At 69.0% G+C, this 25,642-nt stretch carries 26 protein-coding genes, 1 tRNA gene and 1 pseudogene; 11 read left to right on the forward strand and 17 right to left on the reverse strand.

Annotated elements, in window-relative coordinates:
- Positions 1-88: 88 nt before the first annotated feature.
- The 3 genes from ACU5E9_RS08085 to ACU5E9_RS08095 form a co-directional block, all read right to left on the reverse strand.
- Positions 89-598, reverse strand: a complete 510-nt coding sequence (locus ACU5E9_RS08085) for an HNH endonuclease (RefSeq protein ID WP_456813106.1) — start codon at positions 596-598, stop codon at positions 89-91.
- A 363-nt stretch (positions 599-961) separates the two neighbouring features.
- Positions 962-1,741: a C40 family peptidase gene (locus tag ACU5E9_RS08090; protein WP_456813107.1), complete on the reverse strand. Its 780-nt coding sequence runs from the start codon at positions 1,739-1,741 to the stop codon at positions 962-964.
- Between the two features lie 323 nt (positions 1,742-2,064).
- Positions 2,065-2,772, reverse strand: a complete 708-nt coding sequence (locus tag ACU5E9_RS08095) for a metal-dependent transcriptional regulator (protein WP_456813108.1) — start codon at positions 2,770-2,772, stop codon at positions 2,065-2,067.
- Between the two features lie 74 nt (positions 2,773-2,846).
- On the opposite strand from ACU5E9_RS08095, the gene serC reads away from it, so the two are divergent.
- Positions 2,847-3,962: a phosphoserine transaminase gene (gene serC, locus ACU5E9_RS08100; protein ID WP_456813109.1), complete on the forward strand. Its 1,116-nt coding sequence runs from the start codon at positions 2,847-2,849 to the stop codon at positions 3,960-3,962.
- 9 nt (positions 3,963-3,971) lie between these two features.
- Positions 3,972-4,205, forward strand: coding sequence for a DUF2530 domain-containing protein (locus tag ACU5E9_RS08105; RefSeq protein WP_456813110.1), 234 nt, complete (start codon positions 3,972-3,974; stop codon positions 4,203-4,205).
- 162 nt (positions 4,206-4,367) lie between these two features.
- On the opposite strand, the pseudogene ACU5E9_RS08110 reads toward ACU5E9_RS08105, so the two are convergent.
- Positions 4,368-4,940 (reverse strand): annotated as a pseudogene (locus ACU5E9_RS08110) (DUF3027 domain-containing protein); the annotation flags it as partial.
- On the reverse strand, positions 4,933-5,313 hold the full coding sequence (locus ACU5E9_RS08115; RefSeq protein WP_265401236.1) for a cold-shock protein: 381 nt from the start codon (positions 5,311-5,313) through the stop codon (positions 4,933-4,935). The pseudogene ACU5E9_RS08110 and the gene ACU5E9_RS08115, both read right to left, overlap by 8 nt.
- A 94-nt stretch (positions 5,314-5,407) precedes the next feature.
- On the opposite strand from ACU5E9_RS08115, the gene ACU5E9_RS08120 reads away from it, so the two are divergent.
- The 3 genes from ACU5E9_RS08120 (at position 5,408) to ACU5E9_RS08130 (ending at position 9,256) form a co-directional block, all read left to right on the forward strand.
- Positions 5,408-5,683 (forward strand): hypothetical protein, encoded by a 276-nt coding sequence (locus ACU5E9_RS08120; protein WP_456813111.1) that lies wholly within the window; start codon positions 5,408-5,410, stop codon positions 5,681-5,683.
- Between the two features lie 5 nt (positions 5,684-5,688).
- Complete coding sequence (locus ACU5E9_RS08125) at positions 5,689-7,536, forward strand: helicase-associated domain-containing protein (RefSeq protein WP_456813112.1); 1,848 nt, start codon at positions 5,689-5,691, stop codon at positions 7,534-7,536.
- A 64-nt stretch (positions 7,537-7,600) separates the two neighbouring features.
- Positions 7,601-9,256: a DNA repair helicase XPB gene (locus ACU5E9_RS08130; protein WP_456813113.1), complete on the forward strand. Its 1,656-nt coding sequence runs from the start codon at positions 7,601-7,603 to the stop codon at positions 9,254-9,256.
- 31 nt (positions 9,257-9,287) lie between these two features.
- Here the strand turns inward: ACU5E9_RS08130 and ACU5E9_RS08135 are convergent, their stop codons facing one another.
- The 3 genes from ACU5E9_RS08135 to ACU5E9_RS08145 are packed head-to-tail and all read right to left on the reverse strand — an operon-like array spanning position 9,288 to position 12,276.
- Complete coding sequence (locus tag ACU5E9_RS08135) at positions 9,288-10,019, reverse strand: pyrimidine reductase family protein (protein WP_456813114.1); 732 nt, start codon at positions 10,017-10,019, stop codon at positions 9,288-9,290.
- On the reverse strand, positions 10,019-10,927 hold the full coding sequence (gene folP, locus ACU5E9_RS08140; protein WP_456813115.1) for a dihydropteroate synthase: 909 nt from the start codon (positions 10,925-10,927) through the stop codon (positions 10,019-10,021). The genes ACU5E9_RS08135 and folP overlap by 1 nt, the downstream gene beginning before the upstream one ends.
- 53 nt (positions 10,928-10,980) lie before the next feature.
- The gene (locus tag ACU5E9_RS08145) at positions 10,981-12,276 is read right to left on the reverse strand and encodes an NAD(P)/FAD-dependent oxidoreductase (RefSeq protein ID WP_456813116.1); all 1,296 of its coding nucleotides are present in this window, start codon (positions 12,274-12,276) and stop codon (positions 10,981-10,983) included.
- 152 nt (positions 12,277-12,428) lie between these two features.
- On the opposite strand from ACU5E9_RS08145, the gene ACU5E9_RS08150 reads away from it, so the two are divergent.
- The 3 genes from ACU5E9_RS08150 (at position 12,429) to ACU5E9_RS08160 (ending at position 15,413) form a co-directional block, all read left to right on the forward strand.
- Positions 12,429-13,121 (forward strand): response regulator transcription factor, encoded by a 693-nt coding sequence (locus tag ACU5E9_RS08150; protein ID WP_066597326.1) that lies wholly within the window; start codon positions 12,429-12,431, stop codon positions 13,119-13,121.
- A 30-nt stretch (positions 13,122-13,151) separates the two neighbouring features.
- Complete coding sequence (locus ACU5E9_RS08155) at positions 13,152-14,951, forward strand: sensor histidine kinase (RefSeq protein WP_456813117.1); 1,800 nt, start codon at positions 13,152-13,154, stop codon at positions 14,949-14,951.
- Between the two features lie 171 nt (positions 14,952-15,122).
- A complete protein-coding gene (locus ACU5E9_RS08160) occupies positions 15,123-15,413 on the forward strand; it encodes a WXG100 family type VII secretion target (RefSeq protein WP_456813118.1) in 291 nt (96 codons plus the stop codon).
- A 100-nt stretch (positions 15,414-15,513) separates the two neighbouring features.
- On the opposite strand, the gene groL is transcribed toward ACU5E9_RS08160, so the two are convergent.
- The 4 genes from groL to ACU5E9_RS08180 form a co-directional block, all read right to left on the reverse strand.
- Positions 15,514-17,142 carry a chaperonin GroEL gene (gene groL, locus ACU5E9_RS08165; RefSeq protein WP_441649246.1) on the reverse strand — a complete coding sequence of 543 codons (1,629 nt, stop codon included), beginning with the start codon at positions 17,140-17,142 and terminating at the stop codon, positions 15,514-15,516.
- Positions 17,143-17,412: 270 nt separating this feature from the next.
- Positions 17,413-17,616, reverse strand: a complete 204-nt coding sequence (locus ACU5E9_RS08170) for a cold-shock protein (protein WP_088457037.1) — start codon at positions 17,614-17,616, stop codon at positions 17,413-17,415.
- A 221-nt stretch (positions 17,617-17,837) separates the two neighbouring features.
- On the reverse strand, positions 17,838-18,398 hold the full coding sequence (locus tag ACU5E9_RS08175) for a LytR C-terminal domain-containing protein (RefSeq protein WP_456813119.1): 561 nt from the start codon (positions 18,396-18,398) through the stop codon (positions 17,838-17,840).
- A 27-nt stretch (positions 18,399-18,425) separates the two neighbouring features.
- Positions 18,426-18,725: a DUF3263 domain-containing protein gene (locus tag ACU5E9_RS08180; protein ID WP_456813120.1), complete on the reverse strand. Its 300-nt coding sequence runs from the start codon at positions 18,723-18,725 to the stop codon at positions 18,426-18,428.
- A gap of 187 nt (positions 18,726-18,912) precedes the next feature.
- On the opposite strand from ACU5E9_RS08180, the gene msrB reads away from it, so the two are divergent.
- A complete protein-coding gene (gene msrB, locus ACU5E9_RS08185) occupies positions 18,913-19,314 on the forward strand; it encodes a peptide-methionine (R)-S-oxide reductase MsrB (protein ID WP_456813121.1) in 402 nt (133 codons plus the stop codon).
- 90 nt (positions 19,315-19,404) lie between these two features.
- Here the strand turns inward: msrB and ACU5E9_RS08190 are convergent, their stop codons facing one another.
- Positions 19,405-20,379, reverse strand: coding sequence for an SDR family NAD(P)-dependent oxidoreductase (locus ACU5E9_RS08190; RefSeq protein WP_456813122.1), 975 nt, complete (start codon positions 20,377-20,379; stop codon positions 19,405-19,407).
- 90 nt (positions 20,380-20,469) lie between these two features.
- Positions 20,470-21,108, reverse strand: coding sequence for a sugar O-acetyltransferase (locus tag ACU5E9_RS08195; protein WP_456813123.1), 639 nt, complete (start codon positions 21,106-21,108; stop codon positions 20,470-20,472).
- Positions 21,109-21,230: 122 nt separating this feature from the next.
- Here ACU5E9_RS08195 and ACU5E9_RS08200 point away from each other — a divergent pair, with 122 nt between their 5' ends.
- Positions 21,231-22,598, forward strand: coding sequence for a chloride channel protein (locus tag ACU5E9_RS08200; protein ID WP_456813124.1), 1,368 nt, complete (start codon positions 21,231-21,233; stop codon positions 22,596-22,598).
- A 25-nt stretch (positions 22,599-22,623) separates the two neighbouring features.
- Here the strand turns inward: ACU5E9_RS08200 and ACU5E9_RS08205 are convergent, their stop codons facing one another.
- The 3 genes from ACU5E9_RS08205 to ACU5E9_RS08215 all read right to left on the reverse strand — a co-directional run bounded on the left by ACU5E9_RS08205 (position 22,624) and on the right by ACU5E9_RS08215 (position 24,203).
- Entirely contained in the window at positions 22,624-23,148 is a 525-nt protein-coding gene (locus tag ACU5E9_RS08205; RefSeq protein ID WP_456813125.1) for a nucleoside deaminase, read from the reverse strand.
- A gap of 47 nt (positions 23,149-23,195) precedes the next feature.
- Positions 23,196-23,268: transfer RNA gene (locus ACU5E9_RS08210), tRNA-Thr, on the reverse strand.
- A gap of 32 nt (positions 23,269-23,300) precedes the next feature.
- Positions 23,301-24,203 carry a DsbA family protein gene (locus tag ACU5E9_RS08215; protein ID WP_456813126.1) on the reverse strand — a complete coding sequence of 301 codons (903 nt, stop codon included), beginning with the start codon at positions 24,201-24,203 and terminating at the stop codon, positions 23,301-23,303.
- A 279-nt stretch (positions 24,204-24,482) separates the two neighbouring features.
- Here ACU5E9_RS08215 and ACU5E9_RS08220 point away from each other — a divergent pair, with 279 nt between their 5' ends.
- Entirely contained in the window at positions 24,483-25,580 is a 1,098-nt protein-coding gene (locus ACU5E9_RS08220) for an ABC transporter ATP-binding protein (protein ID WP_456813127.1), read from the forward strand.
- Positions 25,581-25,642 lie beyond the last annotated feature (62 nt).

A 25,642-nucleotide genomic window follows, 5' to 3' on the forward strand; every position in this document is an offset into this window, starting at 1 on the left:
TTCACAACCTTAACGGATGCGGGTCGCTCCTGTCGCATTGAGCGTTACGTTTTTGTGACATTGGCGCGACATTGGTGTGACCATCCGGTCACGCCGCGCTCTGCGCGTCCGGGGCGAGGAACTCGTCCCACTGCGGCAGCGGCCGTTCCACCCCGCTCATGACCCAGGTCGTTCCCTGCGGCATCCGCGGGTTGATATGCATGGCCCAGCCCATCTCGGCGGGCGTGCGGTCGCTCTTGAGGTTGTTGCACCGCAGGCAGCAGGCCACCAGGTTGTCCCAGGTGTCGCGGCCACCCCGCGACCGGGGCTGCACGTGGTCGATGGTGCTGGCGGTCTTGCCGCAGTAGCAGCAGCGGTGCTCGTCGCGCCGCAGCACGCCCCGGCGGCTCACCGGCACCGTGCGGGAGCGCGGCAGCCGCACGTACCGGGTGAGCAGGATGACGCTGGGCCGCTCCCACGACCCCGTCGCCGCCCACACCGGATGGCCCTGGTCGGCTTGGATGATGGTTGCCTTCTGGTTCATGACGAGCACGAGTGCACGCTTGAACGAAACGACCGCGAGGGGTTCATACCCGGCGTTGAGGACCAATGTGCGCATGCGCTCCCTTTCGAAAAAGGCTGGACGGCTTCCAGCCATTCGAACTGCTTCCTGATGTGCGCGGGGAGGAGATGCGGGCAAACAAAAAGGGCGTTGTCATCATGACAACGCCCCGCGGGCTTCAGTGTGCTCGGGGCACACGACTCCCAGACAGATTTGACTGCTGTGCCGCAGCGCGAAGTGTCCGCGCACATCCATGGTGTGGATCGTGCGTAGCTTCTGCATTGGCTCTCCCAAAATCCCGTAGAACATCAGGGCATCAGGTTAACCCACAAAATGGTGCGCCGCGAAACGTGGCGCACCATTTGTGCTAGGCGTTACCCAGTGTTTACCGGGGACGGCCAAAACCGGCTACCGCCGGTCTCAGATACCCAATCGCACGATGTAGTAGTCGCTGGTCCAGAGCGGCTGAACGCGCACGGCCGCTCCTTCATAGGGGGCGTGCAGGATGTTGCCGTTGCCGGCGTAGAAGCCGTCGTGGCCGTCCATGATCACCAGGTCGCCGGGCTGGGCGTCGGCGAGGGAGATCCGGGTGCCGGCGGCGCCCTGTCCGGTGGAGGAGTGCGGCAGGGAGATGCCGAACTGGGCGTAGACGTACATCACGAACCCGGAGCAGTCGAACCCGGCCGGGGTGGCACCGCCGTACACGTACGGCACCCCCTGGTATTGCAGGGCCACGTTGTACACCGACGCGAGGTCGAAGTTCGGATGCGCCGGGCTGGCCAGGTACTCGGCGGCGGACGGGCCGGAGTAGGAGGCCGCGTAGCTCGTCATCGAGGCGGCGGCGGCCACCCGGGCGGCTTCTGCCGCCGCAGCGGCTTCGGCGGCCTCCGCGGCATCGATATCGGCCTGCGGTGTGGAGGAGAAGCCGTCCTCGGCCACGGTCACGGTGGCAGCGGTGTTGTCGACGGCCACATTCTGGGCGCCGGCCTTGGTGAGCTGGGTGGCTTCGGTGGCCGCGAAGCCCTCCTCGCCGTCCGACGGGGCGAAGGCGTAGGCGGGCAGCGCCATCGTCGCGACGAGTCCGGCGGCGAGGGTCATCATCACCATGCTGCCGACCGGGCTGCGGCGCGCCGGGCGTTTGGGCGGGGTGCCCGGGGGCATCACGACGCGGGGGCGAACCTCTGTTTGCGTCGCGCGCATCGGGTCGGCGGACGCGGGGCGAATCGCGAGGGCGGTGGAACGCCGACCGCGAGTGGACAGTCTTCTACCTAATGCAGCCAAAAGTTAACCTCCGGCGCCTCGGCAACACTAGGTAGTTGCCCCGTCCGATGCGGGTGACCGCGTGAAATTACCGCAACAAGAGACGGGTTGGCAGAGACGTCTTGCGCGGGCCCGTCGATCGATCTCTGACCTGTGGGCAGGTTTGACGCTACGTGACGAGATCCCGTTTGTCACCCCAAAAACGCTAAATCTAACGAATGGGTAACGAATCTGTGAATTTCCCCAGACATCTGGGGGGTACGTCACACCCCGACGGGGGGCGTGGTGACGAAAATGTGGCCGGCGACCTCGTTGGGCAGTTCAAGGCCGTCGCCGAAGCCGTCCACGCGCACCAGCACGTAGGAGCCGACGGCGGAGAACACGCCGGTGTTGCCCGGCAGCACGCCGGACTGCTTGAGCTGGGCCAGGAGTTCGGGGTCGAACTGCACGGGCTCGCCCATGCGACGGATGACCGCGCTCACCGGTTCCGGCGACGCCGCCACGACGTCAAGCAGGTTGGTCACCCCGGCCATGAACGCGACCGCGGGCGAGTCGCCCAGTTCGTCGAGGCCGGGGATCGGGTTGCCGTACGGGGATTCGGTGGGGTGACCGAGGATTTCGAGGATCTTGCGCTCCACCTGCTCGCTCATCACGTGCTCCCAGCGGCAGGCTTCGTCGTGGACGAACTCCCACTCCAGGCCGATCACGTCGCTGAGCAGCCGCTCGGCGAGGCGGTGCTTGCGCATCACGTGCACGGCCTTGCTGCGCCCCGTGAGGGTGAGTTCGAGGTGGCGGTCGCCGGAGACGACCACGAGGCCATCGCGCTCCATCCGCGCGACGGTCTGCGACACCGTCGGACCGGAGTGGCCCAGCCGCTCCGAGATCCGGGCGCGGAGCGGAACGATGTTCTCCTCCTCCAGATCGAGGATCGTGCGGAGATACATTTCGGTCGTGTCGATAAGGTCAGTCATCCGCAGCCTCCCGCTCGGCCATATGTGCAACGCCACAACACTACCCGTGCGGCCCGGCCAACTAGAATCCTGTTATGCCGGACATACAGATCCCCACTGAATTGCTGCCCGCAGACGGACGTTTCGGCTGCGGCCCGTCCAAGATCCGCCAGGAGCAGCTCGACTACCTCTCCGGTTCCGGCGCCAGCATCCTCGGCACCTCCCACCGCCAGGCCCCGGTGAAGAACCTGGTCGGGCGTGTGCGCACCGGCCTGACCGACCTGTTCCGCGCCCCGGCCGGATACGAGCTGATCATGGGCAACGGCGGGTCGACCGCGTTCTGGGACGCCGCCGCGTTCTCGCTCATCGAAACCCGCGCGCAGAACCTCGTCTTCGGTGAGTTCGGCGGCAAGTTCGCCGCCGCGGCCGCCGCCCCGTTCCTCACCGCCCCCGACGTGATCAAGTCCGCACCGGGCTCGCGAGCCACCGCCGTTCCCACCGAGGGCATCGACGTGTACGCCTGGCCGCAGAACGAGACCTCAACCGGTGTCATGGCCCCGGTCACCCGGGTGCAGGGCGACGCCGGTGCACTCACCGTCATCGACGCCACCAGCGCCGCCGCCGGCATCGACTTCGAGGCCGACCAGGCGGATGTCTACTACTTCGCCCCGCAGAAGAACCTCGCCTCGGATGGCGGCATCTGGTTGGCGCTGTTCTCCCCCGCTGCCATCGAGCGGGTCGAGCGCATCGCGGCCAGCGGCCGGTACATCCCGGAGTTCCTCAGCCTGAAGAACGCCATCGACAACTCCCGCCTCAACCAGACGCTGAACACGCCGGCCGTGTCCACGCTGCTGCTGATGGAGAACCAGCTCGACTGGATCAACGGCAACGGCGGACTGGCATGGGCATCCGCCCGCACCACGGAGTCGTCGTCGGTCCTCTACGACTGGGCAGCGACCGTCGACTACGCGACCCCGTTCGTGACCGACCCGAGCCACCGCTCGCAGGTCGTCGCCACGATCGACTTCGATGACAGCATCGACGCCGCCGCGATCGCCAAGGTGCTGCGCGCCAACGGCATCGTCGACACCGAGCCGTACCGCAAGCTCGGCCGCAACCAGCTGCGCGTCGCGACGTTCACCGCGATCGAGCCGGCGGATGTCCGCAAGCTCGTGTCGTCCATCGAGTACGTCGTCGCCAACCTGGGATAACCTCACCCCATGCGGCTCTGGCTGAAGGACGACGAACGCCGGCCAGACCCGCTGCCCGCCCGCGCGAATGCGTTGAAGGCGGTGGCAGCGGGTTCGGTCGGGTGGCTAGTCGCCCTGGTGTGCGCTGTCGTGTTCCGAGCTGAACTGCATGCCGCGGGCCTGGACTGGTGGCTGTGGTGCGCCGTCATCGGTCTCGGACTCGGCCTGGCCGGTCTCGGTTTCGTCCTGCTCCGGCGCCGTTAGCGGCTCGGCCGCCGATTCGGAGGCGCTGAGCGCCTCGTCGAAGTCGATGCCGTCGAGAACGTCGACGCCGTCGTCGGCGACGTCATCGGATTCGGCGCTCTCGTCGTCGGCGTCGTCAGTGTCTTCGGCGTCGTCCCCTTCGCCGTCCTCGTCCTCGTCGCGTTCCTCGTCGTCTTCGTCGTCGTCGTAGTCGTCATCGTCCGACAGAGCAACGGCGGCCAGTTCCTCGGCGACCTTGGCGTCGGCGAGCCGGTCGCTCCACGGCACCCACTCCGGAGCGAGCAGGGACTCGTCACCGGGCGTGAGCTCGGTCTCGAGCACCTGCGGCTCGGCGTCGCCGTCGACCCTGGACAGGCTGACCGTCCAGCGCCAGCCCGGGTACCCGGTCATCAGGCAGTCGAAGAGCAGCGACAGCACGTGCTCGCCCTCGACGATGTAACCGAGCGGTTCGCCGATGGTGTCGGCCGGGGTGATCAGTTCGAGTGCGCTCCTGGCCTGGTCGGTCGCGGCGGCGAGCACCTCGTCGGCCTCCCAGACCTCGTCGTCATCCACCTCGGCGACGGGCTCGCCCGTCGCGGCCGGGGCATCCGGGGTCGGGCCGGTCAGGCTCGGCTCGTCGGCCGCGGCAGCGTCGACGGCAGCGTCATCCACGGCGGGCTCGGCGTTGACGTGCTCGGTGGGGACCTTCTCGACCGGCGGCGCCTTCGGCGGGGTGGGATCGAACGGATCAAGCATCCAGTTCCTCGGCAACCTTGCGCAGCATCGCCGCGATCTTCTTGCTGTGCGAGCTGTCGGGGTAGCGGCCGCGGCGCAGGCTCGCACCGATGCCGTCGAGCAGCTTCACCAGGTCTTCGACGATGATTGCCATGTCGTCGGCCGGCTTGCGGCTGAGCTTGGCCAGGCTCGGCGGAGCCTCGAGCACCCGCACAGACAGTGCCTGGGCGCCACGCTTGCCATCGGCGATGCCGAACTCGAGTTTCATCCCCGCCTTCACCGTCACGCCGGCGGGCACCGCAGATGCGTGCAGGAAGACTTCGTGGCCGTCATCGGAACTGATGAAGCCAAAACCCTTCTCCTCGTCGTAGAACTTGACTTTGCCGGTGGGCATCTGAACCTCGCTGTGATTTTGGGGCGCGCAGAATGCGTGCCAACCAGACACAGCTTATTCCGTTGTAGCTGACCGTGCCCCGTATCCTTGGACTGTGACCACTCAAACTCCACACGACTCCGGCCGGCTCGAGAAGATCCTGGCGTACATGGTTGCGGGCGTCGTCGGGCTGTCGATCCTCGCCTTCCTCGCCGTGATCCTCGGCACCGCCGCCGGTGTCGGCGACAACGACGGGTTCAGCAAGGGAGTCTGGCCGGCCGTGCTCACCCTGCCCCTGTTCGGACTCCCCATCGGTTTCCTGCTGGTCATCGCCCTGATGATCGTCAGCGCACTCCGCCGCGCACGCGAGGCTCGTCAGAAGCAGGAGTAGCCCCGATGCTGACGCTCGCCTCCCGCCTCCGCGCACTGGACGACGCAGCACTGCGCCGCACGATCGGCCTCCGTGGGATCTCCGCGCACGGCATCCACGACTTCTTCGACCTCGCCGAGGCGCTCCTCGACCCGGATGCGCTCGAATCCACCCTGTCCCGCCTGGACCGCAGCACCCTCGCCGTGCTCGCGGTCGCGGGCGATCTCGGTGCGCCCACGCTCGCCGAGTTGGTTGAGGGCCTCGCCGAACTCGGGCACGACACCCAGGGCACCGCCGACATCCAGGCCCGCGTCGACCGCCTCGACGAGCTGATGCTGGTCCGCGCGGCGGACGGCACCGTACAGCCGTACGACCCGGTCACCGCGCAGCTGCGCGGCTGGCCCGAGCGCGGCTTGCCCAGCGCCGCCGAGCTGGCCGGCGTTCCGGCGCCCACCCCGCTCGCCCCGCTGTCGGCCACCGACAGCCGGTTCACCGAACGGCTGGCCGCGGAGCGGGCGTTCGGCGCGGTGTCCTCGATCGCCGAGCTGCTCGCCGAGCTGGGCCGGGAACCCGCCCGCGAACTCAGCCGCGGCGGCCTCGGCCTGCCCGACACCAAGCGGTTGGCCATGGTGATGGGCATCGACGTCGACGAGGTCGCCCCGATCGTGAGTGTCGCCGCCCGGGCGGACCTGGTGGTGCTCAGCGGCGGATACTGGGGCGAGTCCCCCGCCGGTGAGGCGTGGCTGGTGGGCGGCGCGGCGGCCCGCTGGGCCGTCCTGGCCGAGTCCTGGCTCGGCGCCCTCCCCGCCGACGTCCGCCAGATCCTCGCGGAACGCCCCGGGGTTGCCTGGGGCGACGCCATGCACCGCTTCGTCGCCTGGCTCTACCCCGCCGGGGGCGCCTGGATGGACGAACGGATCGCCGTCTTCGCCCGGGACGCCGAACTGATCGGGATCACCGCCCGCCAGACGACAAGCGCGGCCGGCGCATCCGTGCTGGTCGGCGACATCGATGCCGCCGTGGCCACCATCGCGGCCTCCCTGCCGGCCGAGGTGGCCACCGTGTACCTCCAGCACGACCTCTCCATCGTCGCCCCCGGACCGCTGTCACCGTGGATCGATGCGCGGCTGCGCACCTTCGCGGATGTCGAGAGCCGCGAACTGGCCTCGACCTACCGGCTCAGCGGCGCGTCGGTGAACCGCGCCCTGGCCATCGGCGAGGACGCTGATTCCCTGCTGGCCTTCCTTGCGTCGATCTCCGTCACCGGCGTTCCGCAGCCGGTGGACTACCTCATCCGCGACGCCGCCGACCGGTACGGCCGGGTGCGGGTGGGCAGCGTGCACCCCGGCGATCCGGCCGGGGCGAGTTACGTCACCTCGTCCGACACGGCCCTTCTGGACGCCATCGCGGTCGACCAGACCTTCGCCCAACTGGCATTGCGGCAGGTCACCGCGACCCGGTTGACCAGCCCGCTGCCGGCGGACACGGTGTTCTGGGCCCTCACCGACGCCCGCTACCCCGTCGCCGCGGAGAACGCCGACGGCGCGATCGTGCACCCGCGCCGGCACGCTTTCAGCACGACTACTCGCGTCGAGGTGCCCGACCCCGCCATCGCGCTCGTGGAAACGCTGCGCGCCACCGACGGGGGCGAGGCCAAGGCCGCCCACGCCTGGCTTGCGCGGCAGCTCGATTCCGCGATCAAGCACCGTCAGACCGTGCTGGTGAGCGTGCAGATGCCCGGCGGTGATGTCATCGACTACGTGCTCGAACCGGCCAGCGTCGGCAACGGCCGCTTCCGGGCGCGGGACCGGCACGCGGACATCGAACGCACCCTGCCGCTCTCCAGCGTGGTGAGCATCACCCCCGCCCCGTGACCGTGCCGTACCCCCGGAACGCGGGTGCTGAGAGCGGCGGCCCACCGGCGTACCATTGACGCTTATGTCCGATGGCCCGCTGATCGTCCAAAGTGACCGCACGGTTCTGCTCGAAGTCGCGCACCCTCTCGCCGAGGATGCCCGGCACGACCTGGCCGTTTTCGCCGAGCTGGAACGCGCGCCGGAGCACATCCACACCTACCGCATCACCCGCCTCGGACTGTGGAACGCTCGCGCCGCCGGACATGATGCGGCGAACATGCTGGCGACGCTCGAGAAGTACTCCAAATTCGCGATCCCGCAGACGGTCACCGTCGACCTGGAGGAGACCGTCGGCCGGTACGGCCGGCTGGTCATCGACCGGGACGCCGAGGGCCAGCTGATCCTCCGCAGCCTCGACGCGCCGGTGCTCACGGAGGTGGCCGCCGCGCGCCGCATCGCGCCGCTCTTGATCGGCCAGCCCACCCCGGACTCGTTCCTGGTGGCGCCGTGGGCGCGCGGACAACTCAAGCAGGAACTGGTCAAACTCGGCTGGCCGGCGGAGGACCTCGCCGGGTACACCCCGGGCACCCCGCACGACATCGCGTTGCTCGAGGACGGCTGGGCGCTGCGCGACTACCAGAACAAGGCCGTGTCGAACTTCTTCGACGCCGGGTCCGGTGTCGTCGTGCTGCCCTGCGGGGCCGGCAAGACCCTCGTCGGCGCCGGGGCGATGGCCACCGCGAAGACGAACACCCTGATCCTGGTCACCAACACGGTCTCGGCACGGCAATGGCGCGACGAGCTGCTCAAGCGCACCACCCTCACCGCGGAGGAGATCGGCGAGTACTCCGGCCAGGTCAAAGAGGTCAAGCCCGTCACCATCGCGACGTACCAGATCCTCACGGCCAAGCGGAAGGGCGAGTACGCGCACCTGGAGCTGCTCGACGCGATGGACTGGGGCCTGGTGATCTACGACGAGGTACACCTGCTGCCCGCCCCGGTGTTCAAGCTCACCGCCGAACTGCAGGCCCGCCGCCGGCTCGGCCTCACCGCCACCCTGGTGCGCGAAGACGGCCGGGAGGGCGACGTGTTCAGCCTGATCGGTCCGAAAAGGTTCGACGCCCCGTGGAAGGAGATCGAGGCCCAGGGCTTCATCTCCCCCGCCGCCTGCTTCGAGGTGCGCATCGACCTGCCCCAGTCCGAGCGGCTCAGCTACGCCGCCGCGCCCGACGACGAGCGCTACCGGATGGCCGCCACCGCGCCGGCCAAGCTCGACGTGGTCCGGCAGCTGGTCGCGATGCACCCGGACGAACGCATCCTCGTCATCGGCCAGTACCTCGACCAGATCGACGAGCTCGCCGAGGCGCTGCAGGCGCCCAAGCTCACCGGGGCGACCCCGGTCGACGAACGCGAACGGCTGTACCAGGCGTTCCGGGTGGGCGAGGAGAACCTGCTCGTGGTGTCGAAGGTGGCGAATTTCTCCATCGACCTGCCCGAGGCGTCCGTCGCCATCCAGGTCTCCGGCTCCTACGGCTCCCGCCAGGAAGAGGCCCAGCGCCTCGGCCGCCTGCTCCGCCCCAAGGAATCGGGCCTCACCGCCAGCTTCTACACCCTCGTGGCCCGGGACACGGTCGACCAGGACTTCGCCCAAAACCGCCAGAGGTTCCTGGCCGAACAGGGGTACTCCTACACAATTCTCGACGCCCACGCCCTAACCGGCGCGCGAGCGGTGACCTGAACCCGAAAATCCCGGATTTTCGGTGCCGAACTCACGGCTCGGGGGCGCGCAGGTAGCGCAGAAGCAGGGTGTCCCCGGCGGGGAGCGCGTGGGCCAGGCGCATCCGGCGCGGGGTCGCCGAGTCGCCGGCGGCGATCCGCGGCGCCCGGCCGGACTCGAGCAGCGGGGACAGGGTGAGGCAGAGCTCGTCCACGGCGTCCGCGGCCAGCAGCGAGCCGAACAGGCTGGGGCCGCCCTCGCAGAGCACCTGCCGGTACCCGCGCTGCGTCAGGGTGCGCACCATCAGCGCGTGGTCCACGGCTGCGTCCCCGCACACCAACACGTCGGCCACCGCGGCGAGCGCCGCGCGCCGCTCGGCCGGCGCCTGCGCGTGAGTGACCACGAGCGGACGGGTGGCCGCCCGGGTGAACACCGGATGCACCGGGTCGAGGTCGAGCCGGCCGGACACGATCGCCACCGGCGGGTGCTCCGGCAGGCCGTTGGCCAACCGCCACGCCACCGCGGTGTCGGTGAAGCGGATGCCGCCGTACCCCTCGGCGCGCACCGTGCCGGCGCCGACCAGGATCACATCGGTGAGCATCCGCAGGGTGTCGAAGACGAGTCGGTCGGCGTCGTCGCCGAGCCCGCCGCTCAGGCCGTCGTGGGTGGCCGCCCCGTCAAGGCTGCTGACGAAGTTCACCCGCAGGTGCGGCCTGCTCCGGTCGGCGACCCGGTAGCGGTCGAGCACCTCGGCGGGGTCCGGCGCGCCGGTGTCGGTGGTCATCAGGTGAGGTTGTGGCGCAGGTAGGCGGGCTCGCGGAAGCCGAGGATGGCCTCGACCATGCGCACGGCGTCGACGGCGGCCGGCACGTTGTGCACCCGCACGATCCGGGCGCCCTGCATGATGCAGAAGACAGCCGCGGCGAGGGTGCCCTCCACCCGCTGGTCCCGCTCCCGGTCGAGGGTCTCGCCGATGAAGTCCTTGTTCGACACCGCCACCAGGGTCGGCAGCCCCAGCGTGGTGATCTCGCCCAGCCGGCGGGTGAGCTCGAGGGAGTGCCGGGTGTTCTTATTCAGGTCGTGGCCGGGGTCGATGACCAGCCGGTCGGCGGGCATCCCGTGCGCGACCGCCCGGTCCACCCGGGCCAGCAGGAACGTGGCGACCTCGCCGACGACGTCGTCGTACTGCGGGGCGGGGTAGGGCGTCCGCGGCCGGGCCAGGCTGTGGGTGATCACCAGCGTGGCGTCGCTGTCGGCGACGACCTCCGCCATCCGCGGGTCGTGCACGCCGGTGGTGTCGTTGATGACGTGGGCGCCGGCGCGGATGCTGGCCCTGGCCACGTCGGGGTCGAAGGTGTCCACCGAGATCACCACTCCCGCCCCCTGCAGTGCCTCAACCACCGGCACCACCCGGTCGATCTCCTCCGCCACCGGAATCGCCGGCCCAGGGGCGAACTTGGCCCCGCCGATGTCGACCCAGTCGGCGCCGTCGACAACGGCCTGGCGGGCGGCGGCGACGGCCGCGTCGAGGGCGAAGGTGGCACCGCGGTCGTAGAACGAGTCCGGGGTGCGGTTGATGACCGCCATCACCGCCACCTCGCGGGCGAAGTCGAAGTCCCGCCCGTTGATGCGGCGAAGCGGCGTGTCCAGCCGGGGCAGGATGACCCCGGAGGCGGCGGTCGAGCGGGGCATCTGACTCCTCGTGCTGGGCCACGCCGCGCGGGCGGCGGGCAGTTCTGCCAGACCTACCCCGGCGACGGGGCGAGCAGGTCTTCCAAGGCTATGGTCTCATCCGCGAGCCGTTTCGCCTCCACCCGCACGCCCGAACGGATGAGACGTTGCACGGTCTCGTTCACGTCCCACACGTTCACGTTCATGCCGGCGACCACCTGCCCACCGGCGAGCCAGAAGGCCACGAACGAACGTCCGGCCCGGTCGCCGCGGAACACGACCTCCGCCCCGCCGGCGAGGTCGCCGAATCCCGAGTACTCCATCCCCAGGTCGAACTGGTCGGTGTAGAAGTACGGGATCGCGTCGTACTCCGTGCTGTCGCCCAGCACCGCCCGGCCGGCCGCGGCGCCGGCGGTGTCGGCGTTGGCCCAGTGCTCCACCCGCAGCCGGTGCCCGAGCCGCGGGTGATAGACGTTCGCGACGTCGCCGACGGCGAAGACGTCGGGGTCGCTCGTGGCGAACGTCGCCGACACGGCGATGCCGTTGTCCACGGCGAGCCCGGATCCGAGCGCCAGCTGCGTGTTCGGCGTGGCCCCCAGGCCCACTACCACCAGGTCGGCCCGTACCAGGGTGCGATCGGTCAGCCGCACCCCGGTCACCCGGGTGCCGCCGCTGCGGGTCTCCCCCTCCAGCTCCGCCACCTCGGTGTGGTTACCCACGTGCACCCCGTGATCGCGGTGCAACCGCTCGAACACCGCGCCGAGCTCCGGGCCGATCGCGGAGGCCAGCGGCACGGCGCCGCGGCCGAGCACGATTACCTCGTTGCCGTACCCGCGGGCCGCGGCGGCGACCTCCATCCCGATCCAGCCGGTGCCGATGACCACCACCCGACGTCCGCCCGGTGACAGCGCGGCCCGCAACCGGGTCGAGTCGCCGATGCTGCGCAGGTAGTGCACACCGGGCAGGCTCGCCCCCGGGCCGGGAAACGGCCGCGGCGAAGCCCCCGTCGCCAGCAGCAGCCGCGAGTAGCGCAGGCTGCGGCCGTCGTCGAGGGTCACCCGGTGGGCCCCGCGGTCCAGCACGGCGGCGCGGTGCCCGGCAATGCGTTCGATCCCCTGGTCGGCGTACCAGCCGAGCGGATGCACATCCACCACGTCACGGTCAGCGGTGCCGGCCAGGTACTCCTTCGACAACGGCGGGCGGATGTACGGTGCGTCGATCTCCTCCCCGATGAGGACCACCCGACCGGTCGAGCCGGCGCGCACGGCCTCCGCCGCCCGCGCACCGGCCAGGCCGGCGCCCACGATGACGACTGGCTCGTCCCCCTGTGCGCCGGGGTGAGCCGGCTCCGTATTTCCCCGCTCGACCATGGCTACCCCTCGCCCCGGTTTCTGTCCCGCACGACCTGTCAGGGATGACGGTATCGGCATCCGGCCCGCACCGGAAGGGTTACCCAGCCTTCATCTGCTTGCGCACCGCCCGCTCTCAGGAAAGCACCAGCTAACGCGCAGATACTGGGTGCATGACTGACGGCCCCCGCATCCTTATCGTTGACGACGAACCCAACATCAGGGATCTCCTCACCACCAGCCTCCGCTTCGCCGGCTTCGCCGTGCGTGCCGTCGGCAACGGTGCCCAGGCGATTTCCGCTGTCCTGGAAGAAGAGCCCGACCTCATCATCCTGGACGTCATGCTGCCGGACATGAACGGTTTCGGCGTCACCAAGCGCCTCCGGTCGGCCGGCTACACCGCTCCGATCCTCTTCCTCACCGCGAAGGACGACACCGAGGACAAGATCACCGGCCTCACCGTCGGCGGCGACGACTACGTCACCAAGCCGTTCAGCCTTGACGAGATCGTGGCCCGGATCAAGGCCATTCTGCGCCGCACGATGCACGCCGACGAAGACGCGGTCATCCGCGCCGGTGAGCTCACCATGGACCAGGACACCCACGAGGTGCTCGTCGGCGACCAGCCCATCGAGCTCAGCCCCACCGAGTTCAAGCTGCTGCGCTACCTGATGCTCAACCCCAACCGGGTGCTCTCCAAGGCGCAGATCCTCGACCACGTCTGGGAGTACGACTTCAACGGCGACGCCGGCATCGTGGAGTCCTACATCTCCTACCTCCGCCGCAAGGTCGACATGCACTCCAGCGAACCGCTGATCCAGACCAAGCGCGGCTTCGGGTACATGCTCAAGGCCGCGAAGGCGTAGACACACAGTTTCACTTCCTAGACTGAACCCATGCATGTGGCCCTGATGGACCGATGGAGCCGGATTTCGCTCCGCTCCAAGATCACCGGTGTGACCGTGCTGATGCTCACGCTCGGCCTGCTCGTTTCCGGCGTGGGCACCATGGTCATCCTGCGCAACTACGTGGTGCAGCAGGTGGATGCCAGCCTGCAGACCGAGGCGCAGACCAACGGGCTGACGTACCTCAACTCGGCCGACGACGGCCGTATCCGAGCGGACTCGGACTACTTCGTCGCGGTCTACGACCAGAACGGCGTGCTCAAGAACCGCACCTGGCGGGACCGCCCGCGCGCCACCCTGCCAGAGGTCACCATGCCGCTGGACCTGCACAGCGTGATCCTGCTGGACGGCGCGGTGCAGAAACTCTCCAACGCGGATGGCGACACCGAATACCACGCCGTCGCGGTGCCGTTCACCATCAACTCCACCGGCACCTACGGCACCCTGCTGATGGCAGTGTCGATGCAGCCGACCCAGAACACCGTCAACACGTACCTCAGCATCTTCCTCGGCTTCGGTGTCGGCGTTGTCGTCGTGGGCGCCATGCTCACCCGTCTGCTCGTCACCACGACCTTCGCGCCGCTGCGTGAGGCCGAACGCACCGCCGCGGCCATCGCCGACGGCGACTTCAGCCAGCGCCTGGGCGGGGCCACGCCCAATACCGAGGTCGGCCGGCTCAACCGCTCGCTCAACACCATGCTCAGCCGGATCGACCGGGCGTTCAAGGACCGCGCCCGCACGATCGACCAGATGCGCCGGTTCGTGGGCGACGCCAGCCACGAGCTGCGCACCCCGCTCGTGTCGGTGCGCGGCTACGCCGAGCTCTACCGGATGGGGGCGCTGCAGACTCCCGAAGAGGTCGCCCAGGCCATGCAGCGCATCGAGAAGGAAGCCATCCGCATGGGCGGCCTGGTCGAGGACCTGCTCGAACTGGCCCGGCTCGACGAGACCAAGCCACTCGCCCTCACCCGGGTCGACCTGGTTCCCCTCGCCCAGGACGCCGCACTGGACGCCATGGCCTCCTCCCCCGGCCGCCGGGTGACGGTGCTCACCAGCCACCTGGCCGAATTCGATGACACCGACCGGGAGCCGCCGATCGACCTGGCGCACTCCACCGGTGAGGTCCTCAGCCCCGCACCGGTGCCGCCGGCGCTCCCGTCCGCGCCCGCTCCCACGGCCAGGGCCGTGGCCGCCGCCGCCAAGGCCGCCGCCGCCGCCGCGAAGCCCGCCGTCACCAAGCCGGACCCGTCCGGGTCCACAACGGGCTCGGTCGCCAACGCCCGCGCCACCCTGGCCCGGCTGCGTCCGCGCCGGACCCGGCGTGCGGATGCGCCGGCCCTCGACGCCGACGCCGCCGCCGAGCCGCTGCTGGGGCCCCCGGCCCTCGACGCCGTGATCATGGCCGAGGAGAACAAGGTGCGCCAGGTCATCACGAACCTGATGGGCAACGCCCTCCGGTTCAGCCCGGCCGACAGCCCGGTAGAACTCGATGTGGCCGTCGACCGCCGCAACCAGCGCGCCTCGATCTCCGTCATCGACCACGGCGAGGGCATTCCGCCGCAGATTCGGGACAAGATCTTCCAGCGCTTCTGGCGCGCCGACACCTCCCGCGCGCGGGAAACCGGCGGCAGCGGCCTGGGCCTGGCGATCGTGGCATCCATCGTGGCCAGCCACAATGGCTCGGTCGAGGTGCTGGAGACCCCGGGCGGCGGAGCCACCTTCCGGGTGTGGTTCCCACTGGCCGACTCCGCGGCAGCGCCGCAGGCGCTGGGCCCCTCCAGCCTCGCCTGACCCGCGGCTGACCCGGCGCCGGACCCGCTGACGCAGGCTCTCCCGTCCTCCCCAGGCCGGTGGGCGGCCGGTTCTCCCCACCGGGCACGATGGGCCGTCCGGTGCTCCCCCGACGCCGTAGCGTCGCCTGCGGGCGTCCGACCGGCACGCCGCAAGCGAAGGGAGAAGTCGATGACCCAATTCCAGGTAGACAGCGACGCGCTGATCACCACCACCGGGGCGGCGCGCGCCACCATGGGACGCATCCAGGCGGAGGTCGCCACCCTGCTCGGGCAGCTCACCGGGCTGGAGGGCTCGTGGACCGGGCAGGCATCCGCGCAGTTCCAGGCGGCGGTCTCGGCTTGGCGCACGACCCAGCAGCACGTGGAGCAGAGCGCGGATGTGCTGGGCCAGGCGCTCGGGCAGGCCGGCCAGCAGTACGCCGACGTGGAGCAGGCCAACGCCCGGCTGTTCTCCCGGTAGCCGTCGCCGGCATCCGTCGCCCGGATACGACAAAGCTGGGCGCCTCCCGAGGGAGACGCCCAGCTGTCAGTGCAGGTAGTGCGGGTGCTGCTGGTTGGACTTAGAAGTCCATGCCACCGGAGGGGTCGCCGGCCGGGGCCGGGTTCTTCTCGGGCTTGTCGGCGACAACGGCCTCGGTGGTGAGGAACAGTCCGGCGATCGACGATGCGTTCAGCAGCGCGGAGCGGGTGACCTTCACCGGGTCATTGATGCCGGCAGCGATCATGTCAACGTACTCACCGGTCGCGGCGTTGAGGCCGAATCCGACGGGCAGGTTGCGCACCTTGTCAGCGACAACGCCCGGCTCCATGCCGGCGTTGAGGGCGATCTGCTTCAGCGGAGCGTCGATGGCGACGCGCACGATGTTCGCGCCCGTTGCCTCGTCGCCGACGAGGTCAAGGATTGCCTTGCTCTCGAATGCGGTCTTGCCGGCCTGGATGAGGGCCACGCCACCACCGGCGACGATGCCCTCTTCCACGGCTGCCTTCGCGTTACGAACGGCGTCCTCGATGCGGTGCTTGCGCTCCTTGAGCTCAACCTCCGTCGCGGCGCCGGCCTTGATGACGGCAACGCCACCGGCGAGCTTGGCGAGACGCTCCTGGAGCTTCTCACGGTCGTAGTCCGAGTCGGTGTTCTCGATCTCGTTGCGGATCTGCTGCACGCGACCGGCGATGGCCTCGGCGTCGCCGGCACCCTCGACGATGGTGGTCTCGTCCTTGGTGATGACGACCTTGCGGGCGTTACCGAGCAGGTCGAGGGTGACGTTCTCGAGCTTGAGGCCGACCTCCTCGGAGATGACCTGGCCACCGGTGAGGATGGCGATGTCCTGCAGCTGCGCCTTGCGACGGTCACCGAAACCGGGAGCCTTGACGGCAACCGACTTGAAGATGCCACGGATCTTGTTCACAACGAGCGTGGCCAGGGCCTCGCCGTCGACGTCCTCGGCAATGATGAGCAGCTGCTTGCCGCTCTGGATGACCTTGTCGACGATCGGCAGCAGGTCCTTGATGTTGGAGACCTTGGAGTTGACGATCAGGATGTAGGGGTCTTCGAAGACCGCTTCCTGACGGTCGGGGTCGGTGACGAAGTATGCCGACAGGAAACCCTTGTCGAAGCGCATGCCCTCGGTGAGCTCCAGCTCGGTGCCGAAGGTGTTCGACTCCTCGACGGTGACAACACCTTCCTTGCCGACCTTGTCGATGGCCTCGGCGATGATGGCGCCGATCTCGGCGTCGCCGGCGGAGATGGAAGCCGTGGCTGCGATCTCTTCCTTGGTCTCGATCTCCTTGGCGCTGGAGATGAGCTCGGCGATGACCGCTGCGGTGGCCTTCTCGATGCCGCGCTTGAGGCTGATCGGGTCGGCGCCGGCTGCGACGTTGCGCAGGCCTTCGCGAACCAGGGCCTGGGCGAGGACGGTGGCGGTGGTGGTACCGTCGCCGGCGACGTCGTCGGTCTTCTTGGCGACCTCCTTGACGAGCTCAGCACCGATCTTCTCGTACGGGTCGTCGAGCTCGATCTCCTTGGCGATGGACACGCCGTCGTTGGTGATCGTGGGGGCGCCCCACTTCTTCTCCAGCACGACGTTGCGTCCGCGCGGGCCGAGGGTCACCTTGACCGTGTCAGCGAGGATGTTGAGGCCGCGCTCAAGGCCGCGACGGGCCTCTTCATTGAAAGCAATGATCTTTGCCATATGTGTTTCTCGTCCCTCCCGGACGTTACCAAAACGATGATGGGTTAGCACTCGTAAGAGCAGAGTGCCAAATCGATTCTGGCACTCTGGGGTCGAGAGTGCAAGTGAACGGGAGGGTCTCCCAGTCAGCGGGCGGCCTGCGCGCGCCGACGGAAGCGGATCGTTAACGCAGTCACGCCACGCACCGCGACCGCCCGGTATGTCTGCCTGGCGGGCGCGGTGGTGGCGTGACTGACACCTTGCGTTATGTAGTTGTTCGACGCGTGATCTCTAAGCCGGGCGAACCGACTCGGCCTGCGGGCCCTTGGCTCCGGTACCGAGTTCGAAGATGACGTGCTGTCCCTCTTCGAGAACCTTGTAGCCGTGCATGTCGATGGCGGAGTAGTGGACGAAGACGTCCTGCCCACCTCCATCAACAGTGATGAAGCCGAAACCTTTTTCAGCGTTGAACCATTTGACGGTTCCGTTCGCCATGTGAAACTCCCCTAATGCAGTGTTGTAGTACGGCACTCACCCGTTGGTGTTACCGGGCCTGGCGCAGAAGCTGCGTCCACTGTATGCAATAGAGCGCTCTCCGGTTGAGAGCACTCGGCACAAAATGAGCGACCACTGCAGATATTAGTTAGGTCTACGAAGTTCAATAGGGGGTTGACTGGGGGCCGCGTTCCCACTACGAAACACGGCGTGTGGGCAGGTCAGCCCACCGGCATCACGTAGTCGGTTCCCACGACAACGGTCAGGGTGGCGCCAGAGCCCGCGAAGGTGTCGGCCAGCTGGATGGCCGAACCCGGCAGCAGCAGCGCCACACCCCGGGCAGCGCCCTCCTGGGCGGCATCCGCGTAGTACACGGTCGTCGTGACGACGTCCTCGGTGTCGGCGTTGCTCGTGGTGGCCACGGACCAGCCGGCCGCGCCGAGCAGGTCTCCCACCGAGCGGGCAACCCCGGCTCCCGCGGTGCCGTTGAGGACCGTGACACTCGCACTGGGGTCAGTGGTGGGTTCAGCGGTCGGGACCGGCTCGACGGTGGGCTCGGCACTCTCGCTGATCGCGTCGATGCCGGGGATCGTGAAATTGAGCCGGTTGTTCAGCACCGTCAGGCCGACGGCACCGATTGCGATGAGCACGGCAGTGGCGGCCAGGGCCCACCAGAACGCCACCCATCGGCGGCCCTTCTTCGCCGGAGCCCGGTGCGCCCCCACGCGGTCGAGGTGGTGCGGGAGGTCGTCGAAGCGGTCTTTCGGGTACGAAGTGGGCATCGTCAGTTCGGTTCGATCCTCGGTTGGTTACTCGATGGGGCGGATGGCTCGCTGCGACCGGGCCTCTGCCCTGGCGTCACGCATCCGCTGCAGGCGTTTGACCAGCATGGGATCGTGGGCGAGGGCAAGCGGGGAGTCGAGCAGGGCACCCAGCACTTGATAGTACCGGGCGGCCGAGAGACCGAATTCGGAGCGGATGGCCTGCTCCTTGGCGCCGGGCTGTGACCACCACCGCCGTTCGAAGGCGAGCACGGCCTCGTCGCGGGGGCCGAGGGCGCGAGCAGCGCCGTCTTCCCGCTCGCTCTCGGTGTGCCCGCTGGTCGCCATACGCGTCATCCTATTTGCCGGGGACTGGGTTTTCCCTGACCGGGCCCGCCTGTCGCGAGGACCGCCCACTACGGTCGAGAGTGGGAATCGGCTGTGCAATGCCCGGCAACCGGGAATGCCCCGGGTGCCGGGCGAGTTTAAGCTGGAGGCAGTCGCCTGCCGCACAAGAACGACGAAAGGACGCACCATGGACTACGAGGTCACCAAGTCTGACGCCGAATGGAAGGCCGAGCTTTCCGCCGAGCAGTACGCCGTGCTGCGCGGCGCGGCCACCGAACGCGCCTGGACCGGCGAACTCCTCGATGAGGGCCGCTCGGGTGTGTACACCTGCGGCGCCTGCAACGCCGAGCTGTTCAAGAGCGGCACGAAGTTCGACTCCGGCTGCGGCTGGCCGAGCTTCTACGAGTCGGTGCGCCCCGAGGCCGTCGAGCTCATCGAGGACCGTTCGCTCGGTGTCGTGCGCACCGAGGTGCGCTGTGCCGCCTGCGGCTCGCACCTCGGCCACGTGTTCGATGACGGTTTCGGCACCCCCACCGGGGACCGCTACTGCATGAACTCGATCTCGCTCAACTTCACCCCGGGCGAGTAACCCCTCCCCAACTGTTCCCCGTGCGGACAACTGGTCCCGGCACACCGGGTGCAGAAGTCCGCATGGGGAACAGTTGCGTGGGCTCGCGGGTCAGGCGAACGCGTTCACTCCGGTGAGTTCGGCGGAAAGCGCCCAGAGCCGGGCCGCCGCATCCGGATCGACGGCGTGCGCATTGACGCCGCGCACCCGCGCCGTGTCGCTGCCGGCCACGGTGGGTTCGGCGATGTCGCAGTCCTCGCAGTACACGCCGCCCATCCCGTCCAGCTGGGCCGACGTCGCCGCCCAGACCGACGTGGCGGCGCCCTGCTCCGCTGACTTGAACTGAGCGTTGACCACGCCGTCCTCGGTCATCCAACCTGCGGCGATCATCTCCTCCCGCGGCAGGTGCCGCTGGAGCTCGGTCATGATGCCGCCGGGATGCACGGCGAATGCCCGCACGCCGTGGTCGGCGCCGCGGGCATCCAGCTGTACCGCGAACAGGCTGTTGGCGGTCTTGGCCTGCCCGTAGGCCTGCCACTTGTCGTAGCCGGTGGTGAACTGCGGGTCGTCGAAGCGGATGCCGCTGAGCTTGTGCCCGGTGGAGGACAGCGCCACGACGCGCGCACCGCCGTCGGCCACGAGCGCCGGCCAGAGCAGGTTGGTGAGCACGTAGTGGCCGAGGTGGTTCGTGGCGAACTGGGACTCCCAGCCGTCCCCGACCCGGGCCTCCGGGGCGGCCATGATGGCCGCGTTGTTGATCAGGATGTCGAGGCTCTTCCCGGTGGCGAGGAAGTGCTCGGCGAAGGCGCGCACGCTGACCAGGTCGGCGAGGTCCAGGGTCTCGACCTCCACCGCGTTCAGGCCACGGGCGTCCAGGGCGGCCCACGCCACCTCGGGGCGCCGGGCCGGGACGATCACCTGGGCGCCGGCGGCCGTCAGCGCCGCGACGGCCTCGATGCCCAGGCCCGAGTAGCCGCCGGTGACGATGGCGGCCTTCCCGGTCAGGTCGATGCCCGTGAGTACCTCCGTCGCCGTGGAACTGGCGCTGAATCCGGACGGCAGGGCGTGCTGGGGTGTTGTGGTCATCGCTCCAGCGTACGCTCGGTGCCGGCGGGTGCGGTCAGAACGCGAGCGCCACGATTGTCCCCCACCACTAGGCGCGGTCGTTGGGGTGCTCTAGCTGCTTGCCCTGCCGTCGTCCGGGCCGGCCATCCGGTCGTCCGGGCCGATGGCGCGGATGACCCTGGCCGGGTTGCCGGTCGCGATGACGCCGGGCGGCACATCGCGGGTCACGACCGAACCGGCGCCGATGATGCTGCCCGCACCGATGGTCACCCCGGGGCAGACGACCACGTTGCCGCCCAGCCAGACGTCGTCCTCGATGGTGATCGGGGACACCCGTTCGTAGCCGGCCCGGCGTTCGTCGATGTCGAGGGCGTGGCTGGGGGTGTACAGGCGGGCGCTCGGGCCCACGAGCACGTTCGCGCCGATGGTGATCTCCCCTCCGCCCAGGGTGAGGAAGTCGGCGTTGATGAAGGTATTCTCGCCCACGTGCAGCCGGGAGCCGTAGTCCAAGTACATCGGCGGGCGGAAGTCCACGCCGTCGCCGACGCTTCCGAGCAGGTCGACGAACAGGGCGTGCGCGGCGGCCTGGTCGTCGTCGTAGAGCGCGGTGATCTGCCGGCAGGTGCGCTGCGTACTCGTCGTCAGGTCGGCGAGCTCCGGTCCGTTGCGATAGCGGTACCACTCCCCCGCCACCATCTTGTCGAATTCGGAGCGAACGGGAACTGGGGATGTTTTGTTGTCTGTAACCACAAACAACAGAATAGCCGGTCAGGTGTCGGCGCACAGAGCCGTTCGGCCTTGCGTCGCGGCTTTCACCGGGCCACCGTGGGCTGCACAGCCCACCCGTCCGCCGGACCGAAGAGGACCGCGACATGCACTCGCTCCCCGATCCGCCCGAACAGCCGAAGCCCGCCCACGACCCCATAGCCGTCATCCGCTCCCGCGGGTACCTGCGGATCCTGCTCCTGGCCGGGCTGATCGGCATCCCGGTCTCGGCCATCGCCTACGGCTTCCTGGCGCTGGTCGACTGGCTGCAGGAGTATCTGTACACCGACCTGCCCCGCATCCTGGGGTTCGACGGGGCGCCGCTCTGGTGGCCGCTGCCGTTGCTCGCGCTGTCGGGGTTCCTGGTGGCGGTGTGCATCCGCTCCCTGCCGGGCACAAGCGGGCACTCGCCGTCGGAGGGATTCAAGGCAGGTGGATTCCCGCAGCCCGCTGACCTGCCCGGCGTGGCCCTGGCCGCCCTTGCCACCCTGGCGCTGGGCGCGGTGCTCGGCCCGGAGGCTCCGCTCATCGCGCTCGGCGGCGGCCTGGGCGCGGTGGCGATCCGGCTCGTGAAGAAGGATTCGCCGCCCACGGCGGTCGGGGTGATCGCGGCGGCGGGGAGCTTCGCCGCGGTCAGCACCCTGCTGGGCTCCCCTCTCCTCGGGGCGTTCCTCCTGATGGAGGCCTCCGGGCTGGGCGGTGCGATGCTGGGCATCGGTCTGCTCCCCGGCCTGCTGGCGGCGGGCATCGGCTCGTTGGTGTTCGTCGGACTGGATTCCTGGACCGGTCTGGGCACGTTCTCGTTGGCGCTCCCCAACCTGCCCGCGTTCTCCACCCCCACGCTGGCCATGTTCGGCTGGGCTCTGCTGCTCGGGCTCGCCTGCCCCCTGCTGACCTGGGGTATCAACGCCGTGGCCCGGGTGGTGCGCCCCGCGGTGCACACGCACCGGCTGCTCGTCACGCCGCTGCTCGGCCTGGTCATCGCCGCCCTGGCCATCGGCTTCACGATGGTCACCGGGGAGGACAGCGCGCAGGTGCTGTTCTCCGGCCAGTCCGCGATGCCCGCCCTGATCAGCGGCGGGGCGGCCTGGCCGGTGGGCGCGGTCGTACTGCTCGTAGCCTGCAAAGCACTGGCCTACGGGCTCTCCCTGAGCGCGTTCCGCGGCGGGCCGGTGTTTCCGGCCATGTTCATCGGCGCGGCCATCGGCGTCGCGGCCGCACACCTGCCCGGGATGGAACTGGTGCCCGCCGTGGGGGTGGGCATCGGCGCGATGAGCGTCTCGATGCTGCGGTTGCCGCTCACCAGCGTGCTGCTGGCGACCGTATTGCTCACCAGCGACGCATTCGCGGTGATGCCGCTCGTGATCGTGGCGGTGGTGGTCGCGTACGTGCTGACCGCCCGGTTGCCGGAGGCGCCCGGCCGGCGACTGAGCCGCCTGTTGGAGCGGCCGGTGCCGGCCCATCCGGCCGCGTGAGCCGGCGCTAGCGCCAGCTCTGGCGTCAGTTCCGCGCGTCCCAGAACCCGGCGTGCACGTCGGCCGCCTCGTCGAGGAGCGCGGGGCCGGCCACGATCACCGGGGTGCCGCCGCGCGCGAACACCTCCCGGCAGGGCAGGTCCATGGTGGGAGCACCGTCCTGGGACGGCACCAGCGCGGCCAGCGCCTCCTCGGGGAGGGCATAGACCACCCGGCCGATCCCAGCCCAGTAGATGGCGCCGGAGCACATCGCGCACGGTTCGGTGCTCGTGTACAGGGTGCTCGCCGTCAACTCGTCCCGCGTCAACGTGGTGCCGGAGGCCCGCACGAGGTTGAGTTCGGCATGTCCGGTCGGGTCACCGGTGGTCACGACGCTGTTCTCGGCCTCCAGGACCCGGCCGTCCACGGTGATGAGGATGGCGCCGAACGGGTGGTTGCCGCCCTCGCGCGACGTGCGCGCGACCCGGATGGCGTGCAGGAGATGGGCGGCATCCGCATCCGAAACGGCGGTGCGGTCGGTGAGCTCATTCGATTCGTGCAGCGCGGTCACGCTGTCTCCTCGCTGTAGACGACAGGGCGATCGGCCGTGATTCAGGGGGCCGGCCACGGGACTTGAACCCGTAACCCCCACTTTACAAGAGTGGTGCGCTACCAATTGCGCCAGGCCGGCATGAGGCGAACGAGCCGCCTCGAGCATTCATCCTATCCGACGGGCGCCGGGGTGGCGGTGGAGTAGGTTTCGCTCGCGGCCTGCAGCACGAAGGCGGCGAATTCCTTGGGATCATCCAGCGCTCCGACGTACTGCTTGCCGTTCACGAGCACGGTGGGGGTGCCGGTGATCGCCTTGAGCGAGGAGTTCGGGATGGGACCGCTGAGCGCCCGGTCGGTGGCAGCCTTCACCCAGGACTTGAAGGTGGTGTCGTCGATGCACTCGTTGATCGACGAGAGCCCGGTCGTGACGCCCGCCTTCTTCACCAGGGCCTTGAGCTCGGTGTCGCTGAGTCCGGCGGTGCCCTCGACGGGCTGGTCGGCGAACAGGGCCGAGTTGACCGCTAAGAAGCTCTCCGGCGCCGTGTTCGCCACGCAGGCGGCGGCGTTGGCCGCGCGCAGCGAGTACTGGGTTCCGGCCGACTTGCTGGTGAGGATGGAAATCGGGTGGATCTCCAGGGTGGCTGCCCCTGACTCGACCCACTGCGACATCTGGTCGCTGTTGGTGTTCTCGAACTCGCCGCAGAACGGGCAGAGGTAGTCGAGGTAGACCCGGATGTCGGCGACGGCGCCGGACGCATCCGGGGTGGAGGGTATCGGGTCGTCGTCGGGCTGCAGCGCGGTGGTGGTGACCGCGGTGAGGCCGGCGCCGAGGAGCAGGCCGTCACTGGCCATGTTCTTCGGGCCGGGGCCGGCGGGCTGTACGGAGTTCACGATGATCAGGACGATGGCCGTGACCGCGGCGATCGCCAGGACTGCGATGCCGCCCTGGAGGAATACCCGGTTGCGGCGGTCCCGCTTCTTCTGCTCCACTCGAAGCTTCGCGGCCTTGGTGCGTGCGGCGTCACGTCGCTTGTTCTTCGCGGGACGAGAGTCGCCTGGGCCGCCAGTTGTCATGGATGATCGCTCCGAGTTGAGGGGTGCGCTCGCGGAATGCGCGGTAGCTCTCCAAATATTAGGACCCGAGTCTGGGAAATGACCAACCGGGAGCACAGCCGCCTCACTGCCGACTCACCGGCGGTCCACTGCCGTCGCTGAGGGCGCCTCAGCGCTTCCCTTCCGCGGCGTGCCATACTAGGAAGGTCTTGCGCTGGTGCTTACGCCAGCCGGACGCATAAATCCCATCACAACGGATCGTCCGGCACGTACCTGCCGGTGAAGGAGAATAACGAAATAATGGCTTCAGTAACCTTTGACAAGGCCACCCGTCTGTACCCGGGCTCCACTCGCCCCGCAGTCGATCACCTCGACCTTTCGGTCGCCGATGGTGAATTCCTCGTCCTGGTCGGTCCGTCCGGCTGTGGAAAGTCCACCTCGCTGCGCATGCTCGCCGGCCTCGAAGAGGTCAACGACGGCGACATCTTCATTGGTGAGCGCAACGTCACCGACGTTCCCCCGAAGGACCGCGACATCGCGATGGTCTTCCAGAACTACGCGCTGTACCCGCACATGACCGTCGCCGAGAACATGGGCTTCGCGCTCAAGATCGCCGGCGTCAACAAGGACGAGCGCGCCACCCGCGTTCTCGAAGCCGCCAAGCTGCTCGACCTCGAGCCCTACCTCAGCCGCAAGCCGAAGGCCCTCTCCGGTGGCCAGCGTCAGCGTGTTGCCATGGGTCGTGCCATCGTGCGTCAGCCCCAGGTGTTCCTCATGGACGAGCCGCTGTCGAACCTCGACGCCAAGCTGCGCGTTCAGACCCGCACCCAGATCGCGTCGCTGCAGCGTCGCCTGGGCGTCACCACGGTCTACGTCACGCACGACCAGACCGAGGCGCTCACCATGGGTGACCGCATCGCCGTGCTCAAGGATGGCGTCCTGCAGCAGGTCGGCACCCCGCGGGACCTGTACGCCAAGCCGAACAACGTCTTCGTTGCCGGCTTCATCGGCAGCCCGGCCATGAACCTGTTCCTGGCCGACGCCGTCGACGGTGGCATCAAGTTCGGTACCGCAACCGTCCCCGTCGCCCGCGACACCCTCGCCGGCGCCACCGGCTCGAAGGTCACCATCGGCGTTCGCCCGGAGGACATCCACCTCTCGACCACGCAGGGCGAAGGCCTCGCGGTCGACGTCGACCTGGTCGAGGAGCTCGGCGCCGACGGTTACCTGTACGGCCACTCCACCGTCGAAGGCAAGCGCACCGACATCGTCGCTCGCGTCGACGGCCGCTCGCACCCGTCCGCGGGCGACACCGTCTACCTGACCCCGACGCCGAACCACCTGCACGTGTTCGACGCCGAGTCCGGCGCGCGTCTCGGCGGCGCCGTCAGCGACTAGGTTCCACACCGATAAACTCGACCGCCGGTACTTTTCGGCGGTCGAGTTTGTCATATCGGCGC

The sequence above is a fragment of the Cryobacterium sp. AP23 genome, from assembly GCF_054075385.1.